The organism is Variovorax sp. RKNM96 (assembly GCF_017161115.1).
GTDB lineage: Bacteria > Pseudomonadota > Gammaproteobacteria > Burkholderiales > Burkholderiaceae_C > Variovorax.
Genome location: NZ_CP046508.1, coordinates 1524119 through 1543950 on the forward strand (window position 1 = coordinate 1524119; position 19832 = coordinate 1543950).

General features: G+C 66.4%; 20 protein-coding genes and 1 tRNA gene. 15 read left to right on the top strand and 6 right to left on the bottom strand.

Annotated features, from left to right (window positions below; all coding sequences use genetic code 11):
• Positions 1 to 132 precede the first annotated feature (132 nt).
• From lolA to GNX71_RS06980, 6 genes are all read left to right on the top strand, one after another.
• Complete coding sequence (gene lolA / locus GNX71_RS06955) at positions 133 to 765, top strand: outer membrane lipoprotein chaperone LolA (RefSeq protein ID WP_206177642.1); 633 nt, start codon at positions 133 to 135, stop codon at positions 763 to 765.
• A 12-nt stretch (positions 766 to 777) separates the two neighbouring features.
• The gene (locus tag GNX71_RS06960; protein WP_206177643.1) at positions 778 to 2070 is read left to right on the top strand and encodes a replication-associated recombination protein A; all 1293 of its coding nucleotides are present in this window, start codon (positions 778 to 780) and stop codon (positions 2068 to 2070) included.
• A gap of 241 nt (positions 2071 to 2311) precedes the next feature.
• Positions 2312 to 3241, top strand: a complete 930-nt coding sequence (locus tag GNX71_RS06965; protein WP_206177644.1) for a branched-chain amino acid ABC transporter permease — start codon at positions 2312 to 2314, stop codon at positions 3239 to 3241.
• A gap of 13 nt (positions 3242 to 3254) precedes the next feature.
• Positions 3255 to 4463, top strand: coding sequence for an ABC transporter ATP-binding protein (locus GNX71_RS06970; protein WP_206177645.1), 1209 nt, complete (start codon positions 3255 to 3257; stop codon positions 4461 to 4463).
• A gap of 17 nt (positions 4464 to 4480) precedes the next feature.
• Positions 4481 to 5260 carry an ABC transporter ATP-binding protein gene (locus GNX71_RS06975; RefSeq protein WP_206177646.1) on the top strand — a complete coding sequence of 260 codons (780 nt, stop codon included), beginning with the start codon at positions 4481 to 4483 and terminating at the stop codon, positions 5258 to 5260.
• Positions 5261 to 5276: 16 nt separating this feature from the next.
• A complete protein-coding gene (locus GNX71_RS06980; protein WP_206179368.1) occupies positions 5277 to 6041 on the top strand; it encodes an ABC transporter ATP-binding protein in 765 nt (254 codons plus the stop codon).
• Position 6042: 1 nt separating this feature from the next.
• Here the strand turns inward: GNX71_RS06980 and GNX71_RS06985 are convergent, their stop codons facing one another.
• Both GNX71_RS06985 and GNX71_RS06990 read right to left on the bottom strand, forming a co-directional pair.
• Positions 6043 to 7017 carry a tripartite tricarboxylate transporter substrate binding protein gene (locus GNX71_RS06985; protein WP_206177647.1) on the bottom strand — a complete coding sequence of 325 codons (975 nt, stop codon included), beginning with the start codon at positions 7015 to 7017 and terminating at the stop codon, positions 6043 to 6045.
• A gap of 60 nt (positions 7018 to 7077) precedes the next feature.
• Positions 7078 to 8142: a CDP-6-deoxy-delta-3,4-glucoseen reductase gene (locus GNX71_RS06990; protein ID WP_206177648.1), complete on the bottom strand. Its 1065-nt coding sequence runs from the start codon at positions 8140 to 8142 to the stop codon at positions 7078 to 7080.
• Positions 8143 to 8198: 56 nt separating this feature from the next.
• Between GNX71_RS06990 and GNX71_RS06995 the strand changes: the two genes are divergently transcribed.
• Both GNX71_RS06995 and GNX71_RS07000 read left to right on the top strand, forming a co-directional pair.
• Positions 8199 to 9131: an SDR family oxidoreductase gene (locus GNX71_RS06995; protein ID WP_206177649.1), complete on the top strand. Its 933-nt coding sequence runs from the start codon at positions 8199 to 8201 to the stop codon at positions 9129 to 9131.
• Between the two features lie 11 nt (positions 9132 to 9142).
• On the top strand, positions 9143 to 9763 hold the full coding sequence (locus tag GNX71_RS07000) for a hypothetical protein (protein WP_206177650.1): 621 nt from the start codon (positions 9143 to 9145) through the stop codon (positions 9761 to 9763).
• Here the strand turns inward: GNX71_RS07000 and GNX71_RS07005 are convergent.
• Together GNX71_RS07005 and GNX71_RS07010 are read right to left on the bottom strand one after the other, a co-directional pair.
• Positions 9760 to 10407 carry an SGNH/GDSL hydrolase family protein gene (locus GNX71_RS07005; protein WP_206177651.1) on the bottom strand — a complete coding sequence of 216 codons (648 nt, stop codon included), beginning with the start codon at positions 10405 to 10407 and terminating at the stop codon, positions 9760 to 9762. The genes GNX71_RS07000 and GNX71_RS07005 overlap by 4 nt on opposite strands.
• Before the next feature lie 67 nt (positions 10408 to 10474).
• Positions 10475 to 10559 (bottom strand) — tRNA-Leu (locus GNX71_RS07010).
• A gap of 42 nt (positions 10560 to 10601) precedes the next feature.
• Here GNX71_RS07010 and cysM point away from each other — a divergent pair.
• From cysM to GNX71_RS07025, 3 genes are all read left to right on the top strand, one after another.
• The gene (gene cysM, locus GNX71_RS07015; RefSeq protein ID WP_206177652.1) at positions 10602 to 11504 is read left to right on the top strand and encodes a cysteine synthase CysM; all 903 of its coding nucleotides are present in this window, start codon (positions 10602 to 10604) and stop codon (positions 11502 to 11504) included.
• A 62-nt stretch (positions 11505 to 11566) separates the two neighbouring features.
• Positions 11567 to 12145, top strand: coding sequence for an NUDIX domain-containing protein (locus GNX71_RS07020; RefSeq protein WP_206177653.1), 579 nt, complete (start codon positions 11567 to 11569; stop codon positions 12143 to 12145).
• Positions 12135 to 12362: a sulfurtransferase TusA family protein gene (locus tag GNX71_RS07025; protein WP_206177654.1), complete on the top strand. Its 228-nt coding sequence runs from the start codon at positions 12135 to 12137 to the stop codon at positions 12360 to 12362. Before GNX71_RS07020 ends, GNX71_RS07025 begins: the two co-directional genes overlap by 11 nt.
• Positions 12363 to 12429: 67 nt before the next feature.
• Here GNX71_RS07025 and galU read toward each other — a convergent pair whose 3' ends face one another.
• Complete coding sequence (gene galU, locus GNX71_RS07030) at positions 12430 to 13320, bottom strand: UTP--glucose-1-phosphate uridylyltransferase GalU (protein ID WP_206177655.1); 891 nt, start codon at positions 13318 to 13320, stop codon at positions 12430 to 12432.
• Between the two features lie 102 nt (positions 13321 to 13422).
• Positions 13423 to 16302, bottom strand: a complete 2880-nt coding sequence (locus GNX71_RS07035) for a valine--tRNA ligase (protein ID WP_206177656.1) — start codon at positions 16300 to 16302, stop codon at positions 13423 to 13425.
• A 107-nt stretch (positions 16303 to 16409) separates the two neighbouring features.
• On the opposite strand from GNX71_RS07035, the gene yaaA reads away from it, so the two are divergent.
• From yaaA to queF, 4 genes are read left to right on the top strand one after another with little or no spacing between them, the layout of a single operon-like run.
• On the top strand, positions 16410 to 17192 hold the full coding sequence (yaaA, locus tag GNX71_RS07040; RefSeq protein WP_206177657.1) for a peroxide stress protein YaaA: 783 nt from the start codon (positions 16410 to 16412) through the stop codon (positions 17190 to 17192).
• Positions 17192 to 18034 carry a 2OG-Fe(II) oxygenase gene (locus tag GNX71_RS07045; RefSeq protein WP_206177658.1) on the top strand — a complete coding sequence of 281 codons (843 nt, stop codon included), beginning with the start codon at positions 17192 to 17194 and terminating at the stop codon, positions 18032 to 18034. Before yaaA ends, GNX71_RS07045 begins: the two co-directional genes overlap by 1 nt.
• 13 nt (positions 18035 to 18047) lie before the next feature.
• Complete coding sequence (locus GNX71_RS07050) at positions 18048 to 18950, top strand: alpha/beta hydrolase (RefSeq protein ID WP_206177659.1); 903 nt, start codon at positions 18048 to 18050, stop codon at positions 18948 to 18950.
• A complete protein-coding gene (queF, locus tag GNX71_RS07055; protein ID WP_206177660.1) occupies positions 18947 to 19822 on the top strand; it encodes an NADPH-dependent 7-cyano-7-deazaguanine reductase QueF in 876 nt (291 codons plus the stop codon). Before GNX71_RS07050 ends, queF begins: the two co-directional genes overlap by 4 nt.
• Positions 19823 to 19832: the final 10 nt, after the last annotated feature.

The following is a 19832-nucleotide window of genomic DNA, read 5'->3' on the forward strand; positions in this document are numbered from 1 at the left end:
CTGAAAGGCAATTTGCAGAAGCGCTCGCGGGCATTGCAAATCTTCATGAAGACCTACACCTGCCGCAATTCGCGGCAGTTAGGGTCGATGCCCTGTGCAATAGCTTTTCCGAGCTTTTTCGAGGAATCCAAATTGAAAATCCGCCATTGGTTACTGATTGGCCTTCTCTGCTCCGCCAATGCCTGGGCTGGAGGCCTTGAAAGCCTCGAGACCTTCGTGAAGACGGTCAAATCCGGCCGCGCCGAATTCACCCAGACCGTGACCGCGCCCTCGCGCGAAGGCCAGCCCGGCCGCGTCAAGACATCGACTGGCACCTTCGAATTCCAGCGTCCCGGCAAATTCAAGTTCGATTACCGCAAGCCTTTTGCCCAGAGCATCGTGGCCGATGGCAAGACACTGTGGCTTTACGACGCCGACCTGAACCAGGTCACGCAGCGGGCCCAGGCGCAGGCGTTGGGCTCCACCCCGGCGGCGCTGATCGCCGCGGCGCCCGACCTTCGTGCGCTGCAGGCCGATTTCGCGCTCGAAGCCGCGCCCGAACGCGACGGCCTCGAATGGGTCAAGGCCACCCCGAAGAACAAGGACGGCCAGTTGCAAAGCGTGCTGGTCGGCTTCCAGGGCGAGGCCCTCGCGGCGCTCGAAATCCTCGACAGCTTCGGCCAGCGCTCGGTGCTCAAGTTCAGTAAGGTCGAAGTGAATCCTTCGCTCTCGGCCAGCGTGTTCGACTTCAAGGCGCCCGCAGGCGCCGACGTCGTCAAGCAGTAATCGCCACAAGGTTTGGCCACCAGTTCCCACCAACCCCTTGCCGAGCGTCTTCGTCCGAAGACGCTCGGCGAAGTGATCGGCCAGCAGCACCTGCTCGGCCCGGGCATGTCGCTGCGCATCGCCTTCGAGTCGGGCCAGCCGCATTCCTGCATCCTCTGGGGGCCGCCGGGCACCGGCAAGACCACCATCGCGCGGCTGATGGCCGACGCCTTCGACGCACAGTTCCTGAGCATCAGCGCGGTCCTGGGCGGCGTGAAGGACATCCGCGAGGCGGTCGAGCGCGCCACGGCCGCGCGGGACGGCCTGGAGCAGCAGCGCACCATCGTCTTCGTCGACGAGGTGCACCGCTTCAACAAGAGCCAGCAGGACGCGTTCCTGCCGCATGTGGAATCGGGGCTTTTCACCTTCATCGGCGCGACCACCGAGAACCCCTCGTTCGAGGTCAACTCGGCCTTGTTGTCGCGGGCGGCGGTGTACGTGCTGCAGTCGCTCAACGAAGGCGATCTCAAGCAGATCGTCGCCAAGGCGCAATCGATTCAGGCGGTCCCGGCCATCGACGAGGCGGCCATCGACCGCCTCGTGGCCTATGCCGACGGCGACGCGCGCCGCCTGCTCAACACGCTCGAAACGCTTGCCGTCGCGGCCCGCGCCGAGAAGCTGGAAAACATCGGCGATGAATGGCTGCTGCGCGTGCTCGGCGAGCGCATGCGGCGCTACGACAAGGGCGGCGAGCAGTTCTACGACACCATCAGCGCGCTGCACAAATCGGTGCGCGGCAGCGATCCAGATGCCGCGCTCTATTGGTTCGTGCGCATGCTCGACGGCGGTGCCGATCCCCGCTACATGGCACGGCGCCTCGTGCGCATGGCCAGCGAGGACATCGGCCTGGCCGACCCCCGCGCGCTGCGCCTGGCGCTCGATGCGGCCGAGGTCTACGAGCGCCTGGGCACGCCCGAGGGCGAGCTCGCGCTGGCCGAATGCGTCGTGTACCTTGCGATCGCACCCAAGTCGAACGCGGTCTACAAGGCCTACAACGCCGTGCGCGCCCTCATCAAGAAGGACAGCACGCGCCCGGTGCCCATGCACCTGCGCAATGCGCCCACCAAGCTCATGAAGGAGCTCGACTACGGCAAGGGCTACCGCTATGCGCACGACGAGGAGGGCGGTTTCGCCGCCGGCGAAAACTACCTGCCCGAGGGCCTGGAAGGCCAGGTTTTCTACGAGCCCGTGGACCGCGGCCTCGAAATCCGCATCGGCGAAAAGCTGCGCGAACTGCGCCGCCTGAACGCTGGAAAAGGCGACTGATACCCTCTTGCGCGCCCTGCGCGTGCCGCGCATGAACTTACGCCCATACAGCATGGCGTGAGCGGGTAAACCCCGGTCGCTGCGCACCAAATCAGCGCTGGTGCGTGCTTACAATCCCGCCCACAAATCCGCCTGCGACACATGCTGGCTGGTTTTTTGCTTGTCCAGCCAAGGGCGCCAAACCGGTGCCACGGTGGGTGAATGGCACCCCGCAACGGTGCAACACATAGGGAATCGCGTTATGGAAATATTGCTGCAGCAGATCATCAACGGTCTGGTACTCGGCAGCATGTATGCCTTGATAGCCTTGGGCTACACCATGGTGTACGGCATCATCAACCTCATCAATTTCGCGCACGGAGAAGTGCTGATGGTGGGGGCTCTCACAAGCTGGACCATCATCGGCCTCATGAAGGACGGCATGCCCAACACGCCGGGCTGGCTGATCCTTCTCATCGCATTGATCATTGCCTGCATCGTCGCGGCCACGCTCAATTTCGTGATCGAGAAGGTGGCCTACCGGCCGTTGCGCAACAGCCCCAAGCTCGCGCCGCTCATCACGGCCATCGGCATGTCGATCCTGCTGCAGACGCTGGCCATGATCATCTGGAAGCCGACCAACAAGGCCTACCCCAACCTGCTGCCGACCGACCCCATCCACGTGGGCGGCGCCGTGATCTCGCCCACGCAGGTCATGATCCTGAGCGTCACGGCGTTTTCGCTCGTGGTGCTGATGTGGCTGGTCAACTACACCAAGCTCGGGCGCGCCATGCGCGCCACCGCGGAGAACCCGCGCGTCGCCGCGCTCATGGGCATCCGCCCCGACATGGTCATCTCGGCCACCTTCATCATCGGCGCTGTGCTCGCGGCCATCGCCGGCGTGATGTATGCATCGAACTACGGCATCGCGCAGCACGCGATGGGCTTCCTGCCCGGCCTGAAGGCCTTCACCGCAGCCGTGTTCGGCGGCATCGGCAACCTCGCGGGCGCGGTGGTCGGCGGCATCCTGCTCGGCCTCATCGAGGCCATCGGCTCCGGCTACATCGGCACCCTCACGGGTGGCGTGCTGGGCAGCAACTACAGCGACATCTTCGCGTTCATCGTGCTGATCGTCATGCTCACCCTGCGACCGTCGGGCCTGCTCGGCGAACGCGTGGCGGACCGTGCCTGAGGAGCGACGCATCATGAAGAACAGAAAAAACCTCGCTCTCTACGTCATCGGCGCCATCGCGGTGCTTGCGCTGCCCCTGCTGCTGCAGATGCAGGGCAACGCCTGGGTGCGCATCGCCGACATCGCCTTGCTCTACGTGCTGCTGGCCCTGGGCCTCAACATCGTGGTTGGCTATGCCGGCCTGCTCGACCTGGGCTATGTCGCCTTCTTCGCGGTGGGGGCCTACCTCTTCGCGCTCATGGGTTCCTCGCACCTGACCGAGACCTTCCCGTGGTTCGCGCAGATGTTCCCGAACGGGCTGCACACCTCGCTGCTGATCGTGATACCGCTCGCGCTCGTGGTGGCCGGCGTGCTCGGCGTGCTGCTCGGCGCGCCCACGCTCAAGCTGCGCGGCGACTACCTGGCGATCGTGACGCTCGGCTTCGGCGAAATCATCCGCGTGTTCCTGAACAACCTGGACCAGCCGGTGAACATCACCAACGGTCCCAAGGGCATCACGGCGATCGACTCGATCAAGTTCTGGGGCCTCGACCTCGGCAAGGCCTGGAAGTTCGACGGCTTCACCATCTCCTCGGTGTCGCTGTACTACTACCTCTTCCTGGCGCTCGTGATCGCCACCATCATCATTTCGCACCGCCTGCAGGTCTCGCGCATCGGGCGCGCCTGGATGGCGATTCGCGAAGACGAGATCGCCGCCAAGGCGATGGGCATCAACACCCGCAACATGAAGCTCCTGGCCTTCGGCATGGGCGCGAGCTTCGGCGGCGTCTCGGGCGCGATGTTCGCGGCCTTCCAGGGCTTCGTCTCGCCCGAGTCCTTCAGCCTGATGGAGTCGGTGATGATCGTGGCCATGGTGGTGCTGGGCGGCATCGGGCACCTGCCCGGCGTCATCCTCGGCGCGGTGCTGCTGGCTGCATTGCCCGAAGTGCTGCGCTATGTGGCCGGCCCGCTGCAATCGCTGACCGACGGCCGCCTCGATGCGTCCATCCTGCGCCAGCTCTTCATCGCGCTCGCCATGATCGTCATCATGCTGGTGCGACCGCGCGGCCTCTGGCCGTCGCCCGAGCACGGCAAGACGCTGACCAAGAAGGGCGGCGTGCCCGTCGACCCGACCCATGCCGCCGTTGCGCCCGGTTCGTTGCAGACCCACGCCCCGGGCATCGATACACCCGCCGACGAATTGCCCGGCGGTGCCGAGCGTCCCATGTCGATCAATCCGTGAGCCGAGGAGAAACAGACATGACGACAACCACAGACACCATCCTCGACGTTCGCGGCATCTCCAAGCGCTTCGGCGGCCTGCAGGCGCTTTCCGACGTCGGCATCACCATCAAGCGTGGCCAGGTCTATGGCCTGATCGGCCCCAACGGCGCCGGCAAGACCACCTTCTTCAACGTGATCACCGGGCTCTACACGCCCGACAGCGGCACCTTCGAGCTGGCCGGCAAGCCCTACCAGCCGACGGCGGTGCACGAAGTGGCCAAGGCCGGCATCGCGCGCACCTTCCAGAACATCCGCCTCTTCGCCGAAATGACGGCGCTGGAGAACGTGATGGTCGGCCGCCACATCCGTACCCATTCGGGTGTGTTCGGCGCGATGCTGCGCACCGGCAGCTTCAAGGCCGAGGAAAAAGCCATTGCCGACCGTGCGCACGAGTTGCTCGACTACGTGGGCATCGGCAAGTTCGCCGACTACAAGGCGCGCACGCTGAGCTACGGCGACCAGCGCCGCCTCGAGATCGCCCGTGCGCTGGCCACCGACCCGCAGCTCATCGCGCTCGACGAGCCGGCGGCCGGCATGAATTCGACCGAGAAGGTGCTGCTGCGCGAGCTGATCGACCGCATCCGCCGCGACGACCGCACCATCCTGATCATCGAACACGACGTCAAGCTCATCATGGGCCTGTGCGACCGCGTCACCGTGCTCGACTACGGCAAGCAGATTGCCGAGGGCACGCCGGTCGACGTGCAGAAGAACGAAAAAGTGATCGAGGCTTACCTCGGAACGGGGGGGCACTGAAATGAGCACAGCAACGATGACGAGCGAAGAAGAAACCCGCGCCACCGCGGTGCAGGCCAAGGCGGCCGGCAAGACGCTGCTCAAGGTCAGCGGCCTGAAGGTCGGCTATGGCGGCATCCAGGCCGTCAAGGGCGTGGACTTCGAGGTGCGCGAGGGCGAGCTGGTCTCGCTGATCGGCTCCAACGGCGCCGGCAAGACGACCACCATGAAGGCCATCACCGGCACGCTGCCGGCTGGTGCGGGCAACATCGAGTTCCTCGGCCGCAGCATCAAGGGCCGCGGCGCCTGGGACCTCGTGGGCGAAGGCCTCGTGATGGTGCCCGAAGGCCGCGGCGTCTTCACGCGCATGACAATCACCGAGAACCTGCAGATCGGCGCCTACATCCGCACCGACAAGGCGGGCATCGCGAGCGACATGGAACGTGTGTTCGTCACCTTCCCGCGTCTGCGCGAGCGCAAGGACCAGCTGGCCGGCACGATGTCGGGCGGCGAGCAGCAGATGCTCGCCATGGGCCGCGCGCTGATGGCGCGCCCCAAGGTGCTGCTGCTCGATGAACCCACCATGGGCCTTTCGCCGATCATGTGCGACAAGATCTTCGAAGTGGTGCAGACCGTCGCCTCGCAAGGTGTCACGATCCTGCTGGTGGAGCAGAACGCCAACCGCGCGCTGCAACTGGCCGACCGTGGCTACGTGATGGAGTCGGGGCTCATCACGATGGACGGCGACGCCAAGGAACTGCTGCGCGACCCGCGGGTGCGGGCCGCGTACCTCGGCGAATAACTCAGTCCACTTTCGCGCCGGTCGCTTTCACGACCTTCTCGTACTTCGCGAGTTCGGTCTTCATGAAAGCGCCGAACTGCTCAGGCGAATTGCCTACGGGCTCGGCCAGCAGCGATGCAAAACGGGTCTTCGTTTCCGGCGCATTCAGCGCGGCAACGAAGGCCTGATTGAGCTTCACGACCATGTCGTGCGGCGTACCGGCCGGCGCGACCAGGCCCCACCAGGTGTCGATCGAGAAGCCCTTGAGCGTGTCGGCCACCGGCGGCACCTCGGGCAGCGCGCTGCTGCGTTGCAGCGTCGTCACCGCAATCGCCTTCAGCTTGCCCGAGCGGATGTTCGGCGCTGCGGTTGCGAGGTTGTCGAAGTTGAAATCGACCTGCCCCGAGATCAGCGCCAGCTGCGCCGGGTTGCCGCCGTTGTACGGAATGTGCAGCGCGAAGATGCCCGCTTCCTTCTTGAAGAGCTCGCCCGCCAGGTGCCCGGCACTGCCGTTGCCGCCGCTGCCGTAGTTGAGCTTGGCGGGGTTGGCCTTGGCGTAGCGGATCAGGTCGGCTACCGAGTTGATATTCAGGCGCTTGGCCGTCTCGGCGTTCATCACGAGCACGTTGGGCACGCGGACCATTTGCGTGATCGGCGCGAAGTCGGTCGCGGCGTTGAACGGGATCTTGCTGTAGAGCCACGGGTTGACCGCGTTGGTGGCCGTGGCCGCGACGCCGATCGTGAGGCCGTCCGGCGGCGCCTTGGCCACGATGTCGGCGCCGATGTTGCCGCCCGCACCGGGCTTGTTGTCGATGATGACCGGGCCCAGCACGTCCTTGACGCGCTCGGCCAGCATGCGCGCGGTGACGTCGATGGGGCCGCCTGCGGCGTAAGGCACGACGAGGCGGATGGGGCGCTGCTGCTGGGCCGTGGCGTGGCCTGCGCCGAGGGTTGCGGCGCCTGCGAGCAGGGTGAGGAGGAAGCGTCTCGTCTTCATTTTTCTTGGCTGTCTACGGGTGGGGAATCGGGGTCGGGGCGGGATCGGGGCTGGGCGAGCTCAGGGCATGGCCTTGTCGGCCTCGGTGGTGAACGCGTCGGCAAAGAATTCTTCTTCGGGCAGGCCCGCCAGCGCCACGTAGTCGCGCTTGGCCGAGTCGACCACGATGGGCGCGCCGCAGGCATAGACCTGGTGGCCCGACAGGTCTGCGAAGTCTTCCAACACCGCCTGGTGGACGAAGCCGGTGCGACCGGTCCAGTTGTCGTCGGGCGTGGCGTTGGAGATCACTGGCACGTAACGCAGGTTCGGCATCTCTGCCAATTGGCCGCGCACCCACTCGTCCATGTACAGGTCTTCCGGGCGGCGGCCGCCCCAGTAGAGCGTGGCGGGCCGCTCGATGCCCTTGAACTTCATGTGCTCCAGCAACGCCTTGATCGGGGCGAAACCCGTGCCCGAGGCCAGGAGGATCATCGGTTTGTCGGAGTCCTCGCGCAGGAAGAAGCTGCCGAAGGGGCCTTCGATGCGCAGGATTTCCTTTTCCTTCATGACGCCGAAGACATGGTCGGTGAACTTGCCGCCCGGCAGGTGACGCAGGTGCAGTTCGATGCCCGTGCCCGGCTGGGCCAGCGTGTGCGGCGCGTTGGCCATCGAGTAACTGCGGCGCGCGCCGTCGCGCAATATGAACTCCACGTATTGCCCCGCATGGAACTGCAGCGGCTCGCCGGCCGGCAGTTGCAGGCGCAGCATCATCACGTCGTGCGATTGCCGCGTGAGGGCCAGCACCCGTACCGGCATCTTGCGGATCGGCAGCGCACCGGCCTCGGTGACCTGGCGCGATTCGAGCACCACGTCGCTGGTGGCGTGGGCGCAGCAGGTCAACACATAGCCCGCGAGCTGCTCCTCGGCGCTCAGGGCCTTGCTCTGGTGCGGGCCGAGGGTGACTTCGCCCGAGAGCTTCTTGCACTTGCAGGAGCCGCAGGCGCCGTCTTTGCAGCCATAGGGCAGGCCGATGCCTTGACGGATGCCGGCTGCCAGGATGGTTTCGTCGCCGTGAACCACGAAATGGCGCCCGCTGGGTTCGACGGTGATGGAAAAGCCGGCTTCGTGCGGCGGTGCAGCAGTCATCTGTATTCTTCGGCTTGTTTTTCAGCCTGGGTCTGAAACGGAAAGGGAACAGGATTTTGCCTTCAATCAATAGCCCCTCCGGCGCGCTGCCGGCGCGGTTCCGGCGCGAGCGCCTCCTGATCGTCGGTTGCGGCGATGTCGGCCAGCGGGTGGCGCGAGACCTGCGCGGCCGCATGCAGCTGGTGGCGCTCACGTCCTCGGCCGAGCGGGTCGCTGCGCTGCGTGAGGCCGGGATCCGCCCGCTGGTGGGCAACCTGGACGCGCCGGCCACGCTGCGCCGGCTGGCGGGCATCGCGACGCGGGTGTTGCACTTGGCGCCGCCTGCGCGCGATGGCGGCGCCGCCTGGTGGCGTGACCAGCGGACCACGGCCCTGGCGCGCGCGCTGCGGCTGCGCTCGGTGCCTCTGGCCCTCGTCTACGGCTCGACCAGCGGCGTGTACGGCGATTGCGGCGGCGCCCGCGTGAGCGAAACGCGCGCCGTGCGGCCCGACACGCCACGCTCCCACCGCCGCGTGGATGCCGAGCGCGCCGTGCGCTGGCTCGGCCGCAGCGCCGGCGTGCGCGCGAGCATCCTGCGCATTCCGGGCATCTACGCGCCCGACCGCGAGAACGGCACGCCCCGCGCGCGTCTGCAGCGCGGCACGCCGGTGCTGCGGCAGGAGGACGACGTCTACACCAGCCACATCCATGCCGACGACCTGGCGCGCGCCTGCATCGCGTCGCTATTCCGGGGCCGGCCGCAGCGCATCGTCCATGCCGCGGACGACACCGAATTGCGCATGGGCGACTACGTCGATCTCGCGGCCGATCTCTACGGCATGCCGCGCCCGCCGCGCGTGCCGCGCGAGGAAGCCGAGCGCCAGTTGCCGCTGCAGTTGCTGAGCTTCATGGGCGAATCGCGCCGGCTTGACAACACGCGGCTCAAGCGCGAATTGCGCGTGCGGCTCGCGCACCCGACCGTGCACACCGGCCTGCGCGCCGAGGCCTGAAGACCCACGCCATGCCCAGCCTGCCCGCGGAGGCCTTCCATTTTGTCGATCGGGCCAACTGGGCGGCCGTGCAGGTGCAGGGGCTGTGCAGCACCGACGAACTGCTGCGCCGGGGCGCATTCGGCGTCGAGGTCGAGGCGGCCGTGCGCGCCCATCGCCCCCAGGGCGTGACCCTGCCCGACGGTTGCTACATCCGCGACCAGCGGCCGATGCCGCCGCAGGCGCTCGCGCGTTGCCTCGACCCGGGCCTGGCGCCGGCCGACTGGTATGCGCTGCTCAACAGTTGCGTGTTCTTCTGGCTTGACCCCGATCGCGTGACGCGCCATCGGGCCGCGCTGGGCAACCGCCCGCAGATGCTGCTGACCTTCGATGCCAGGGCACTGGCGACTGCCTACGAGGCGGCGGCGCATGTGACACCGTTCAACACCGGCAGCGCCATGCGCAAGGCAGCGACGCGTGGGCTGCGCACGCTGGTGCCGCTGGCGCAATGGCAGTCACGGGGCTGGACCCCGGAGGCGCTGCCGCAGCAACCGGTGCGCGCGGCCAGTCATCGGCCGGCGGAACTGGTCTTTCTTCGTGCTGCGGTGCCGGATGCGATGCGTTTCGTCATCGCGGCCGAGGCGATTGGTTAACCCCGTTTGGCGCGGGGCGCGCACTCGGGGGCGACCTGATCGAGCGCCAGCGCAAGCCGCTCCACAAGGCGCGTGCTGTACGGCTGCTGGGGATGGATGTCGTCCACCATGTCGGCGGGGTCGAAACGCACGGCGCCCCAGTCGGCAAACAACACGCCTTCTTCCTGGGCGACGCGGCGCGCCGTGGCGTTGTAGTCCTCGCGCAGCGGCATGCGGTCGGCCTTCACCTGCGAAAGGCCGGTAATGATCGATGTCTTGCCGGCGGCCTGGACGTAGTCGACCATTCCGCGCAAGGCCGGTTCGTACCGGTAGCTGTTGCCGGCATCGTTGATGCCGTATTGCAGCACCACGACGCGAGCGGGCATCGGCTGCAGCACGAAGGTTGGCAGGCGCTTGTGGGCGCTGTCACCCGGCACGCTGTAGTCGGCAATGGTCCAGGCGGGGCGGATGCGCTTGAGCGCGGCCGACGGTGGCTCCTTGATGCGGTTCGTCAGCGACGCGCCGAACCCGCCGTAGAGGATCGAATCGCCCCAGAGGGCGACGGTGCAGTTGGGTGTGGCGACCGCGGAGCTGGCTCCGATGGCCAGGGCGAGCAAGAGAAGCGGGGAGAAGGTGCGCACGATGCGGCGCGAGCGGTTTCGCATGACGGTCAGTGTGCCTCTCGTCGATGAAAGAGAAGCCCTTTTCCCCATGTCGACAGCAAGGTATCGATGGTGCCCGGGGCCGGAATCGAACCGGCACACCTTTCGGTGGGGGATTTTGAGTCCCCTGCGTCTACCAATTTCACCACCCGGGCAGGGTTCTGAACGAAGCCCAAAATTATGGCACAGTGGCTGCCATGAATTATCCGACGATCGAAGACGCCATTGGCAAGACCCCCCTGGTCGCCCTGCAACGCATCGATGCAGCCGAAAATGCCAAGCGCGGCAACGTGATCCTCGGCAAGCTCGAAGGCAACAATCCCGCGGGTTCGGTCAAGGACCGGCCGGCGCTCTCGATGATCAAGCGCGCCGAGGAGCGCGGCGAAATCAAGCCCGGCGACACCCTGATCGAAGCCACCTCGGGCAACACCGGCATCGCGCTCGCGATGGCTGCAGCCATCAAGGGCTACCGCATGGTGCTGATCATGCCGGAGGACCTCTCCGTCGAACGCGCCCAGACCATGAAGGCCTTCGGCGCCGAGCTCGTGCTCACGCCCAAGAGCGGCGGCATGGAATACGCCCGAGACCTTGCCGAGCAGATGGTTGCGCAGGGCAAGGGCCGGGTGCTCGACCAGTTCGCCAACCCCGACAACCCGCGCATCCACTACGAGACCACCGGCCCCGAGATCTGGGCCGACACCAAGGGCAAGATCACGCATTTCGTGAGCGCCATGGGCACCACCGGCACCATCACCGGCGTCTCGCGTTTCCTGAAGGAAAAGAACCCTGCGGTGCGCATCATCGGCGCGCAGCCGGCCGAAGGCTCGCGCATCCCGGGCATCCGCAAGTGGCCGACCGAGTACCTGCCGAAGATCTACGACCCGAGCCGGGTCGACGAAGAAATCAGCGTGAGCCAGGACGACGCCGAGGAAATGTGCCGGCGCCTCGCGCGCGAAGAGGGCATCTTCGGCGGCATCTCCGCGGCCGGCGCACTGTGGGCGGCGCTCGAGATCGCCAAGAAGGTCGAGAAGGCCACCATCGTGTTCGTGGTGTGCGATCGAGGCGACCGCTATCTCTCCACCGGCGTGTTCCCCGCATAAATCAACAGACCCCGCTGCAGCCCTGGTCGACGGGCGCTGCAAGCCATAAAAAGAGCAGCCCCATGCCCCACCCCAAGTTTTGCCAGGTCTGTGCCACGCCGCTGGAATGGATCGCGTTGATGGAAGACGGCGGTCCCAAGGAGCGCCTGCGCTGCCCGAACTGCGGCCACACGCACTGGAACAATCCCACTCCCGTGCTCGCGGCCATCGTCGAGTACCGCGGCCAAGTGCTGCTGGCGCGCAACGCAGCGTGGCCCGGCAAGATGTTCGCGCTGATCACCGGCTTCATGGAAGCCGGCGAGACGCCCGAGGAAGGCATCGCGCGCGAGGTGAAGGAGGAAACCAACCTCGACGTGAGCGCCACGAAGCTCGTGGGCGCCTACGACTTCCAGCGCATGAACCAGATCATCATCGCCTACCACGTGGTGGCCGACGGCGAAGTGAAGCTCTCTCCTGAGCTGGTGGACTACCGCCTCTACGACCTGCCGGACCTTCGCTGCTGGCCCGCGGGCACGGGCTATGCGCTGGCCGACTGGCTGCGCACGCGCGGCCACGAGCCTGTGTTCTTCACCGCCGCCGAGAACGAAGAACGCCGCCGCGGCCTGAACCTGCCGCCCGAGGAGCCCCAGCGTGGAGGTTGATCGCGAAATCGACACGCGCGGGCTGAACTGCCCGTTGCCGATCCTCAAGGCGAAGAAGGCGCTCAACGACATGGCGAGCGGGCAACTGCTCAAGGTGGTGTCGACCGACCCGGGTTCGGTGCGCGACTTCCAGGCCTTCGCGCGCCAGACCGGCAACGAGCTGATGGAGCAGCAGACCGTCGGCACCGACTTCATCCACGTGTTGAAGCGGCGCTAGCAACTGCACGAGCGCAAAGCAAAAGGGGCCCTGCGGCCCCTTTTGCTTTGGTGCTTCCCGTTGCGCCTCAGAGCTTCAGGCTCTTGAGGTATTCGCGGAATTCCTCGCCCACTTCGGGGTGCGCGAGCGCCAGTTCCACGGTGGCCTGCAGGAAGCCTTCCTTGCTGCCGCAGTCGTAGCGGATGCCCTTGTAGGCATACGCGTAGACCGATTCCTTCTTCATCAGCGCCGCGATGCCGTCGGTCAGCTGGATCTCGCCGCCCGCACCCTTGGGCTGGTTGCGGATCTCGTCGAACACGCCCGGCGTGAGGATGTAGCGGCCCGCCACGCCCAGGCGCGAGGGCGCGTCTTCGGGCTTGGGCTTCTCGACCATGCGGTTGACCTTCACGAGGCCTTCCTCGATGGGGTCGCCGGCCACGATGCCGTAGCGCTTGACGTGCGCCAGTGGCACTTCCTGCACAGCCAGCAGCGAGCCGCCCAGGCGCGCGAACGCTGCCGTCATCTGTGCGAGCACCGGCTCGCCGCCCTCGGGGCCGACCATCAAGTCGTCGGCGAGCAGCACGGCGAAGGGCTCGTTGCCGACCAGGTGCTCGGCGCACAGCACGGCATGGCCCAGGCCCAGCATGCGCGGCTGGCGCACGTACGAGCAGGTCATGTCGTCGGGCATCACCGAGCGCGCGATCTTCAGCAGCGCATCCTTGCCGGCGGCTTCGAGCTGGCTTTCGAGTTCGTAGGCGGTGTCGTAGTGGTCTTCGATGGCGCGCTTGTTGCGGCCGGTCACGAAGATCATGTCGCGGATGCCTGCGGCATAGGCTTCTTCGACGGCGTACTGGATCAGCGGCTTGTCGACCACCGGCAGCATTTCCTTGGGCTGTGCCTTGGTGGCCGGCAAGAAGCGAGTGCCGAAGCCTGCAACAGGAAATACGGCCTTGCGGATGCGTGTCGAGGAAGTGGACATGGGCAGTTCAGCGTCTTTCTGAAAGGGGGGAGGGAAATTCCGGATGCGGGGCGGCAAGAGGCCGCATCAGGAATCCTAAACGCCTTCGATGCCCTGCGTCTGTCAGCCTAGGCGTACAAGTTGGTCGCGAAGTCGCTCCAACATGGCGCTAAAGTCAGTCAGACGTTTACGTTCTTGCTCGATCACCGCCGGAGGCGCCTTCGCGACGAACGCTTCGTTACCGAGCTTGCCGTGCACCTTGGCGATCTCGCCTTCGATGCGCGCGATCTCCTTGCCGATGCGAAGCTTCTCGGCGGCCTTGTCGATCTCCATGTGCAGGCACAGGCGCGCCGCACCCACCACCGCCACAGGCGCCGCCTCGGCCGCAGCCGACCACGAAGCCTCGTCGTCGAAGACCTTCACTTCCTTGAGCTTGGCGAGCGCCTGCAGCACCGGCGCCGATTCGCGCAGGAACGCTGCGCCCTCGGCATCGTCGGCCACCGCGTAGAGCGGCAGGCGCGTGGCGGGCGAAACGTTCATCTCGCCGCGCAGCGTGCGACATGCATCCACCAGCGCCTTCAGCCGCGCCACATGCGCCTCGGCCGCCTCGTCGATCTTCTCGGGCTGGCTCTTCGGATAAGCGGCGATCATGATCGACTCGCCCTCGCGACCCGCCACCTTCGACACCTTCTGCCACAGCTCTTCCGTGATGAACGGAATCACCGGATGCGCCAGGCGCAGCAGCGTCTCGAGCGTGCGGATCAGCGTGCGGCGCGTGGCGCGCTTCTGCGAGTCGTCGCCGGTCTGGATCTGCACCTTCGCGATTTCCAGGTACCAGTCGCAGAACTCGTCCCAGGCGAACTGATAGATCGCGCTGGACACGTTGTCGAGCCGGTACTCCTCGAAGCCCTTGGCCACTTCGGCCTCCACGCGCTGCAGCTGCGAGACGATCCAGTAGTCCGCGCGGCTGAACTTCAGGTAGCCGTGGGCCGGGCCGCCAACCTTGCACTCTTCCTTCGTGTGCTCCATCAGGCCGCAGTCCTGGCCTTCGCAGTTCATCAGCACGAAGCGCGTGGCGTTCCACAACTTGTTGCAGAAGTTGCGATAGCCCTCGCAGCGCTTCGAGTCGAAGTTGATGCTGCGTCCGAGCGAGGCGAGCGATGCGAAGGTGAAGCGCAGCGCATCGGCGCCGAAGGCCGGAATGCCCTCCGGAAACTCCTTCTGCGTGTTCTTGCGCACCGCGGGCGCCGTCTCGGGCTTGCGCAGGCCCTGCGTGCGCTTGTCGAGCAGCTCGGGCAGCTGGATGCCGTCGATCAGGTCGACCGGGTCGAGCACGTTGCCTTCGGACTTGCTCATCTTCTTGCCCTGGGCATCGCGCACCACGCCGTGGATGTACACGTCCTTGAACGGCACCTTGCCGGTGAAGTGCTTGGTCATCATGATCATCCGGGCGACCCAGAAGAAGATGATGTCGTAGCCCGTCACGAGCACCTGCGAGGGCAGGTACAGGTCGAGGTCCTGCGTCTTGTCGGGCCAGCCGAGCGAAGAGAAGGGTACCAGCGCCGCCGAGTACCAGGTGTCGAGCACGTCCTCGTCGCGCGTGAGCTTCTTGCCGGGTGCCTTGGCCTGTGCGTCGGCCTCGTTCTCGGCCACGTACACGTTGCCTTCCTCGTCATACCAGGCCGGAATCTGGTGGCCCCACCAGAGCTGCCGCGAAATCGTCCAGTCCTGGATGTTCTCCATCCAGTGGTTGTAGGTGTTGACCCAGCTCTCGGGCACGAAGCGCACCTCGCCCGACTTCACCACGTCGATGGCCTTCTGCGCGATCGATTGCCCGTCGGCGCCGGGGCGCGTCATGGCCACGTACCACTGGTCGGTGAGCATCGGCTCGACGATGGCGCCCGAGCGCGCGCAGCGCGGCACCATCAGCTTGTGCTTCTTCACCTCGATGAGCAGGCCCAGCGCATCGAGGTCGGCCACGATGGCCTTGCGCGCCACGAAGCGGTCCATGCCGCGGTACTTCTCGGGTGCGTTGTCGTTGATGGTCGCGTCGAGCGCGAGCACGCCGATCATCTCGAGCTTGTGGCGCTGGCCGACGGCATAGTCGTTGTAGTCGTGGGCCGGCGTGACCTTGACCACGCCGGTGCCGAATGCCTTGTCGACGTAGTCGTCCGCGATGATCGGGATCAGTTTGTCCACCAGCGGCAGCTTCACGCGCTGGCCGATCAGGTGCTTGTAGCGATCGTCCTCGGGGTGAACCATCACGGCTGTGTCGCCGAGCATGGTTTCGGGCCGGGTGGTGGCCACGGTCAGCGTGCCGCTGCCATCTTCGAGCGGGTAGGCGATGTGCCAGAGCGAGCCGTCTTCCTCTTCGCTCTCGACCTCGAGGTCGCTCACCGAGGTCTTGAGCACCGGGTCCCAGTTGCCCAGGCGCTTGCCGCGGTAGATGAGGCCTTCTTCGTACAGCTTCACGAAGGTCTGCGTCACGACCGCCGAGAGGTCGTCGTCCATCGTGAAGTACTCGCGGCTCCAGTCCACCGTGTCGCCCAGGCGCCGCATCTGCTGGGTGATGGTGTTGCCCGACTTCTCTTTCCACTCCCACACGCGCGCCACGAAGTTCTTGCGGCCCAGGTCGTGGCGGCTGACCTTCTGCTCCTGCAGCTGGCGCTCCACCACGATCTGCGTGGCGATGCCGGCGTGGTCGGTGCCCGGCAGCCACAGCGTGTTGTCGCCCTTCATGCGGTGGTAGCGCGTGAGGCTGTCCATGATCGTGTGGTTGAACGCATGGCCCATGTGCAGCGTGCCGGTCACGTTCGGGGGCGGCAGCTGGATCGCGAACGACTCGGCGCCTTCCTTGGGCTGCTGCGTGCCGCGGAAGCCCGCCTTGGCGTAGCCGCGCTTCTCCCATTCGGGGCCCCAGTGCGCCTCGATGGCGGCGGGTTCGAACGATTTGGAGAGGCTCTCCAGTCCAGGTTGGGCGGCAGGGGTGGTGGGTTCGCTCATGGGGAATGCAGGGCGGCGCCTTCGGGGGCGCCGCGTGGGGACAGGTGGGACAGCCCACGATTTTACCGGGGCGACCCGGTGACACAGGCGCCACTCATAATTCCGGGATGCTCTTCCTGCTTTCCCCTGCAAAGTCGCTCGACTACGACACTCCGGTTCCTCCTGAAGTCCCCGCCACCCAACCCCATTTCGAAGCCCCCCGCGGTCCCTCGACCGAGCTGATCAAGATCCTGCGCGAGAAGTCGCCCCTCGAGATTTCCGAACTGATGCACCTGTCGGACAAGCTCTCGGCCCTCAACGCGGCGCGCTACGAGGCCTGGTCCGCCAAAAGCACCGCGAAGAACGCCCGCCAGGCCGCCTTCGCCTTCGACGGCGACGTCTACGGCGGCCTCGATGCCCGCAGCTTCACGCCCGCGCAGCTCGCCTGGGCGCAAGACCACGTCTGCATCCTGAGTGGCCTCTATGGCCTGCTGCGCCCGCTCGACCGCCTGCAGCCCTACCGGCTCGAAACGGGCACACAGCTCGCGAACCGCCACGGCAAGGACCTGTACGCCTTCTGGGGCTCGCGCATCGCCGAGCACCTGAACGAGCGCCTGGCGGCCGACCGCACGCCGGTCGTCGTCAACGTGGCCTCGCAGGAATACTTCAAGTCGGTCGACCAGAAGGTGCTCAAGGCGCGCGTGGTCGAATGCGTGTTCCAGGAGTGGAAGGGCGACAAGTACAAGATCGTGAGCTTCTTCGCCAAGCGCGCCCGCGGCCTGCTCGCGCGCTGGGCCGTGCTGCACAAAGCGGCCACGCCCAAGGCGCTGGAAAAGTTCGACCTCGAAGGCTATGGTTTCGACCCAGAGGTCTCAACCGCCGAAAGGCTGGTGTTCAGGAGAAAAGTCTGATGTCCCAACCGATCAGTCCGGAGCTGCGCGAATGGCTGGTGGCCCAACTGGCGGCCGGTCATTCGGTGCCTGCGCTGCGCCTCTCGATGCGCGCGGCCGGCTGGCACGATGCGGCAACCGACGTGGCGCTGGCCCAACTGGAGGCCGGCTTCCCCAATGTCGAGGTGGCGCTGGCGCCGGTGCGCACCGAGATGCCTGGCCCCGATCTCGATGGTGCGCCGCTGTATCTCGATGCCGGCGACCGCCGCATCCAGGTGCTGCAGACGATGCGGCATCCGCGCGTCATCGTCTTCGGCAACCTGCTGTCGGGCGAGGAGTGCGAGGGGCTGATCGCCGCGGCGCGCGTGCGGCTCGCGCGTTCGCTCACTGTCGAGACACGCACCGGTGGTGAAGTGCTCAACGTCGATCGCACCAGCGACGGCATGTTCTTCGAGCGCGGCGAGAACGAGATCGTCGCGCGCCTGGAGCAGCGCCTGGCCATGCTGCTGCGCTGGCCGCTCGAATACGGCGAAGGCCTGCAGATCCTGCGCTATGCGCCCGGTGCCCAGTACCGTCCGCACTACGACTATTTCGACCCGAACGAGCCCGGCACGCCCACCATCCTGAAACGCGGCGGCCAGCGCGTGGCCACGCTCGTGATGTACCTGCAGGAGCCCGAGCAGGGCGGCGCCACCACCTTCCCCGACGTGGGACTCGAAGTGGCGCCCGTGCGCGGCACCGGCGTCTTCTTCAGCTACGACCGGCCCGACCCCGTCACCCGCACGCTGCATGGCGGCGCGCCGGTACTGGCCGGCGAGAAATGGGTCGCCACCAAGTGGCTGCGCGAGCGCGAATTCAAATGACAACAAGGAACCGATGAAAGTCACCGCCAACGGGCTGCAGATCGAAGTCGACGACACCGGAGGCGAAGGACGCCCCGTCATCCTGCTCATCATGGGCCTGGGCATGCAGCTGGTCGCATGGCCGACTACCTTCGTGCAGCAGCTGGTCGACAAGGGCTTTCGCGTGGTACGCCACGACAACCGCGACATCGGCCTGAGCCAGGGCTTCGACCATGCGGGCGTGCGCAACATCGTCTGGGAAACCATCCGCCATCGGCTCGGACTGAAGGTGCGCTCGGCGTACACGCTGCAGGACATGACGCACGATTCGATCGGCGTGCTCGACGCGCTGGGCATCGCCAGGGCGCACATCGTCGGCGCCTCGATGGGCGGCATGATCGCGCAGCGCCTGGCCGCCACGGCGCCGGAGCGCACCGCCAGCCTCGTGAGCATCATGAGTTCGAGCGGCGCGCGCGGCCTGCCCGGTCCGCGCCGCGAAGTGGGCGCCATGCTCATGCGCAGGCCCCTGGGCAAGGGCGAGGCCGAGCTGGTGGCGCACAGCATCAAGCTGCTGCGGCTGATCCAGAGCCCGGCCTATCCGCAGACCGACGCGGAACTGGCCGAGCGCCTCACTTTCAGCATGCGCCGCGCCTACCACCCGGCCGGGCTGATGCGGCAGATGCTCGCCATCGGCGCCGACGACGACCGGCCCCAGGTGCTCGCGCGCATCCAGCGTCCGACGCTGGTGCTGCACGGCGAAGCCGATGCGCTCGTGCCCATCGCCTGCGGCAAGGATTCGGCGGCGCGCATCCCCGGCTCGACCTTCATTTCAGTTCCCGGCATGGGCCATGACCTCCCGCCCGAGGTCTGCACCATCCTCGCCAACCACATCGCGCCGTTCGCCCATGCCACGGACGCCAAGGACAAGACGCCATGAGCCTCGACAACCACCCGGACAACCCCAACACCCCCGAACAATCGCAACTCGGCCGCGCCTCGGCCTACGCCGACAAGTACGACCCGTCGCTGCTCTTTCCCATCGCCCGCGCCACGCAGCGCGAAGCCATGGGCATCCGGAGCGATGCGCTGCCCTTCTTCGGCGCCGACCTCTGGACCGCCTTCGAGGTGAGCTGGCTCAATCCGCGCGGCAAGCCGCAATTGGCGATCGCGCACTTCACCATCCCCTGCGAAACGCCCAACATCATCGAGAGCAAGTCGTTCAAGCTGTACCTCAACAGCTTCAACAACAGCACCTTCGCGAGCATCGATGCCGTGCGCGAGCACCTGCGCACCGACCTGGCCGAAGCCGCATGGCGCGGCAGCGACCAGTCGGCCGGCATCGGCGTGAAGCTGCTCACGCCCGATCTGTTCGACCGCGAGCCGGTGCACGAGATCGACGGCCTCGATCTCGACCGGCTCGACATCGAGTGCACGCACTACCAGCCCGCGCCCGAGCTTCTGTCGAGCGACACCACGCAGGTGCATGTGAACGAAACCCTCACCAGCCGGCTGCTGAAAAGCAACTGCCTCGTCACCGGCCAGCCCGACTGGGGCAGCGTGCAGATCCGCTACAGCGGCCCGCCGATCGACCAGGCCGGGCTGCTCGCGTACATCGTGAGCTTTCGCAACCACAACGAATTCCACGAGCCGTGCGCCGAGCGGATGTTCACGGACATCTGGAGCCGCTGCAAACCGACCAAGCTCGCTGTGTATGCGCGCTACACGCGGCGCGGCGGGCTCGACATCAATCCGTTTCGCACGAGCTGGCCGCAGGCGCTGCCGGCGAATATCCGCACGGCGCGGCAGTGACCCGGCGCGG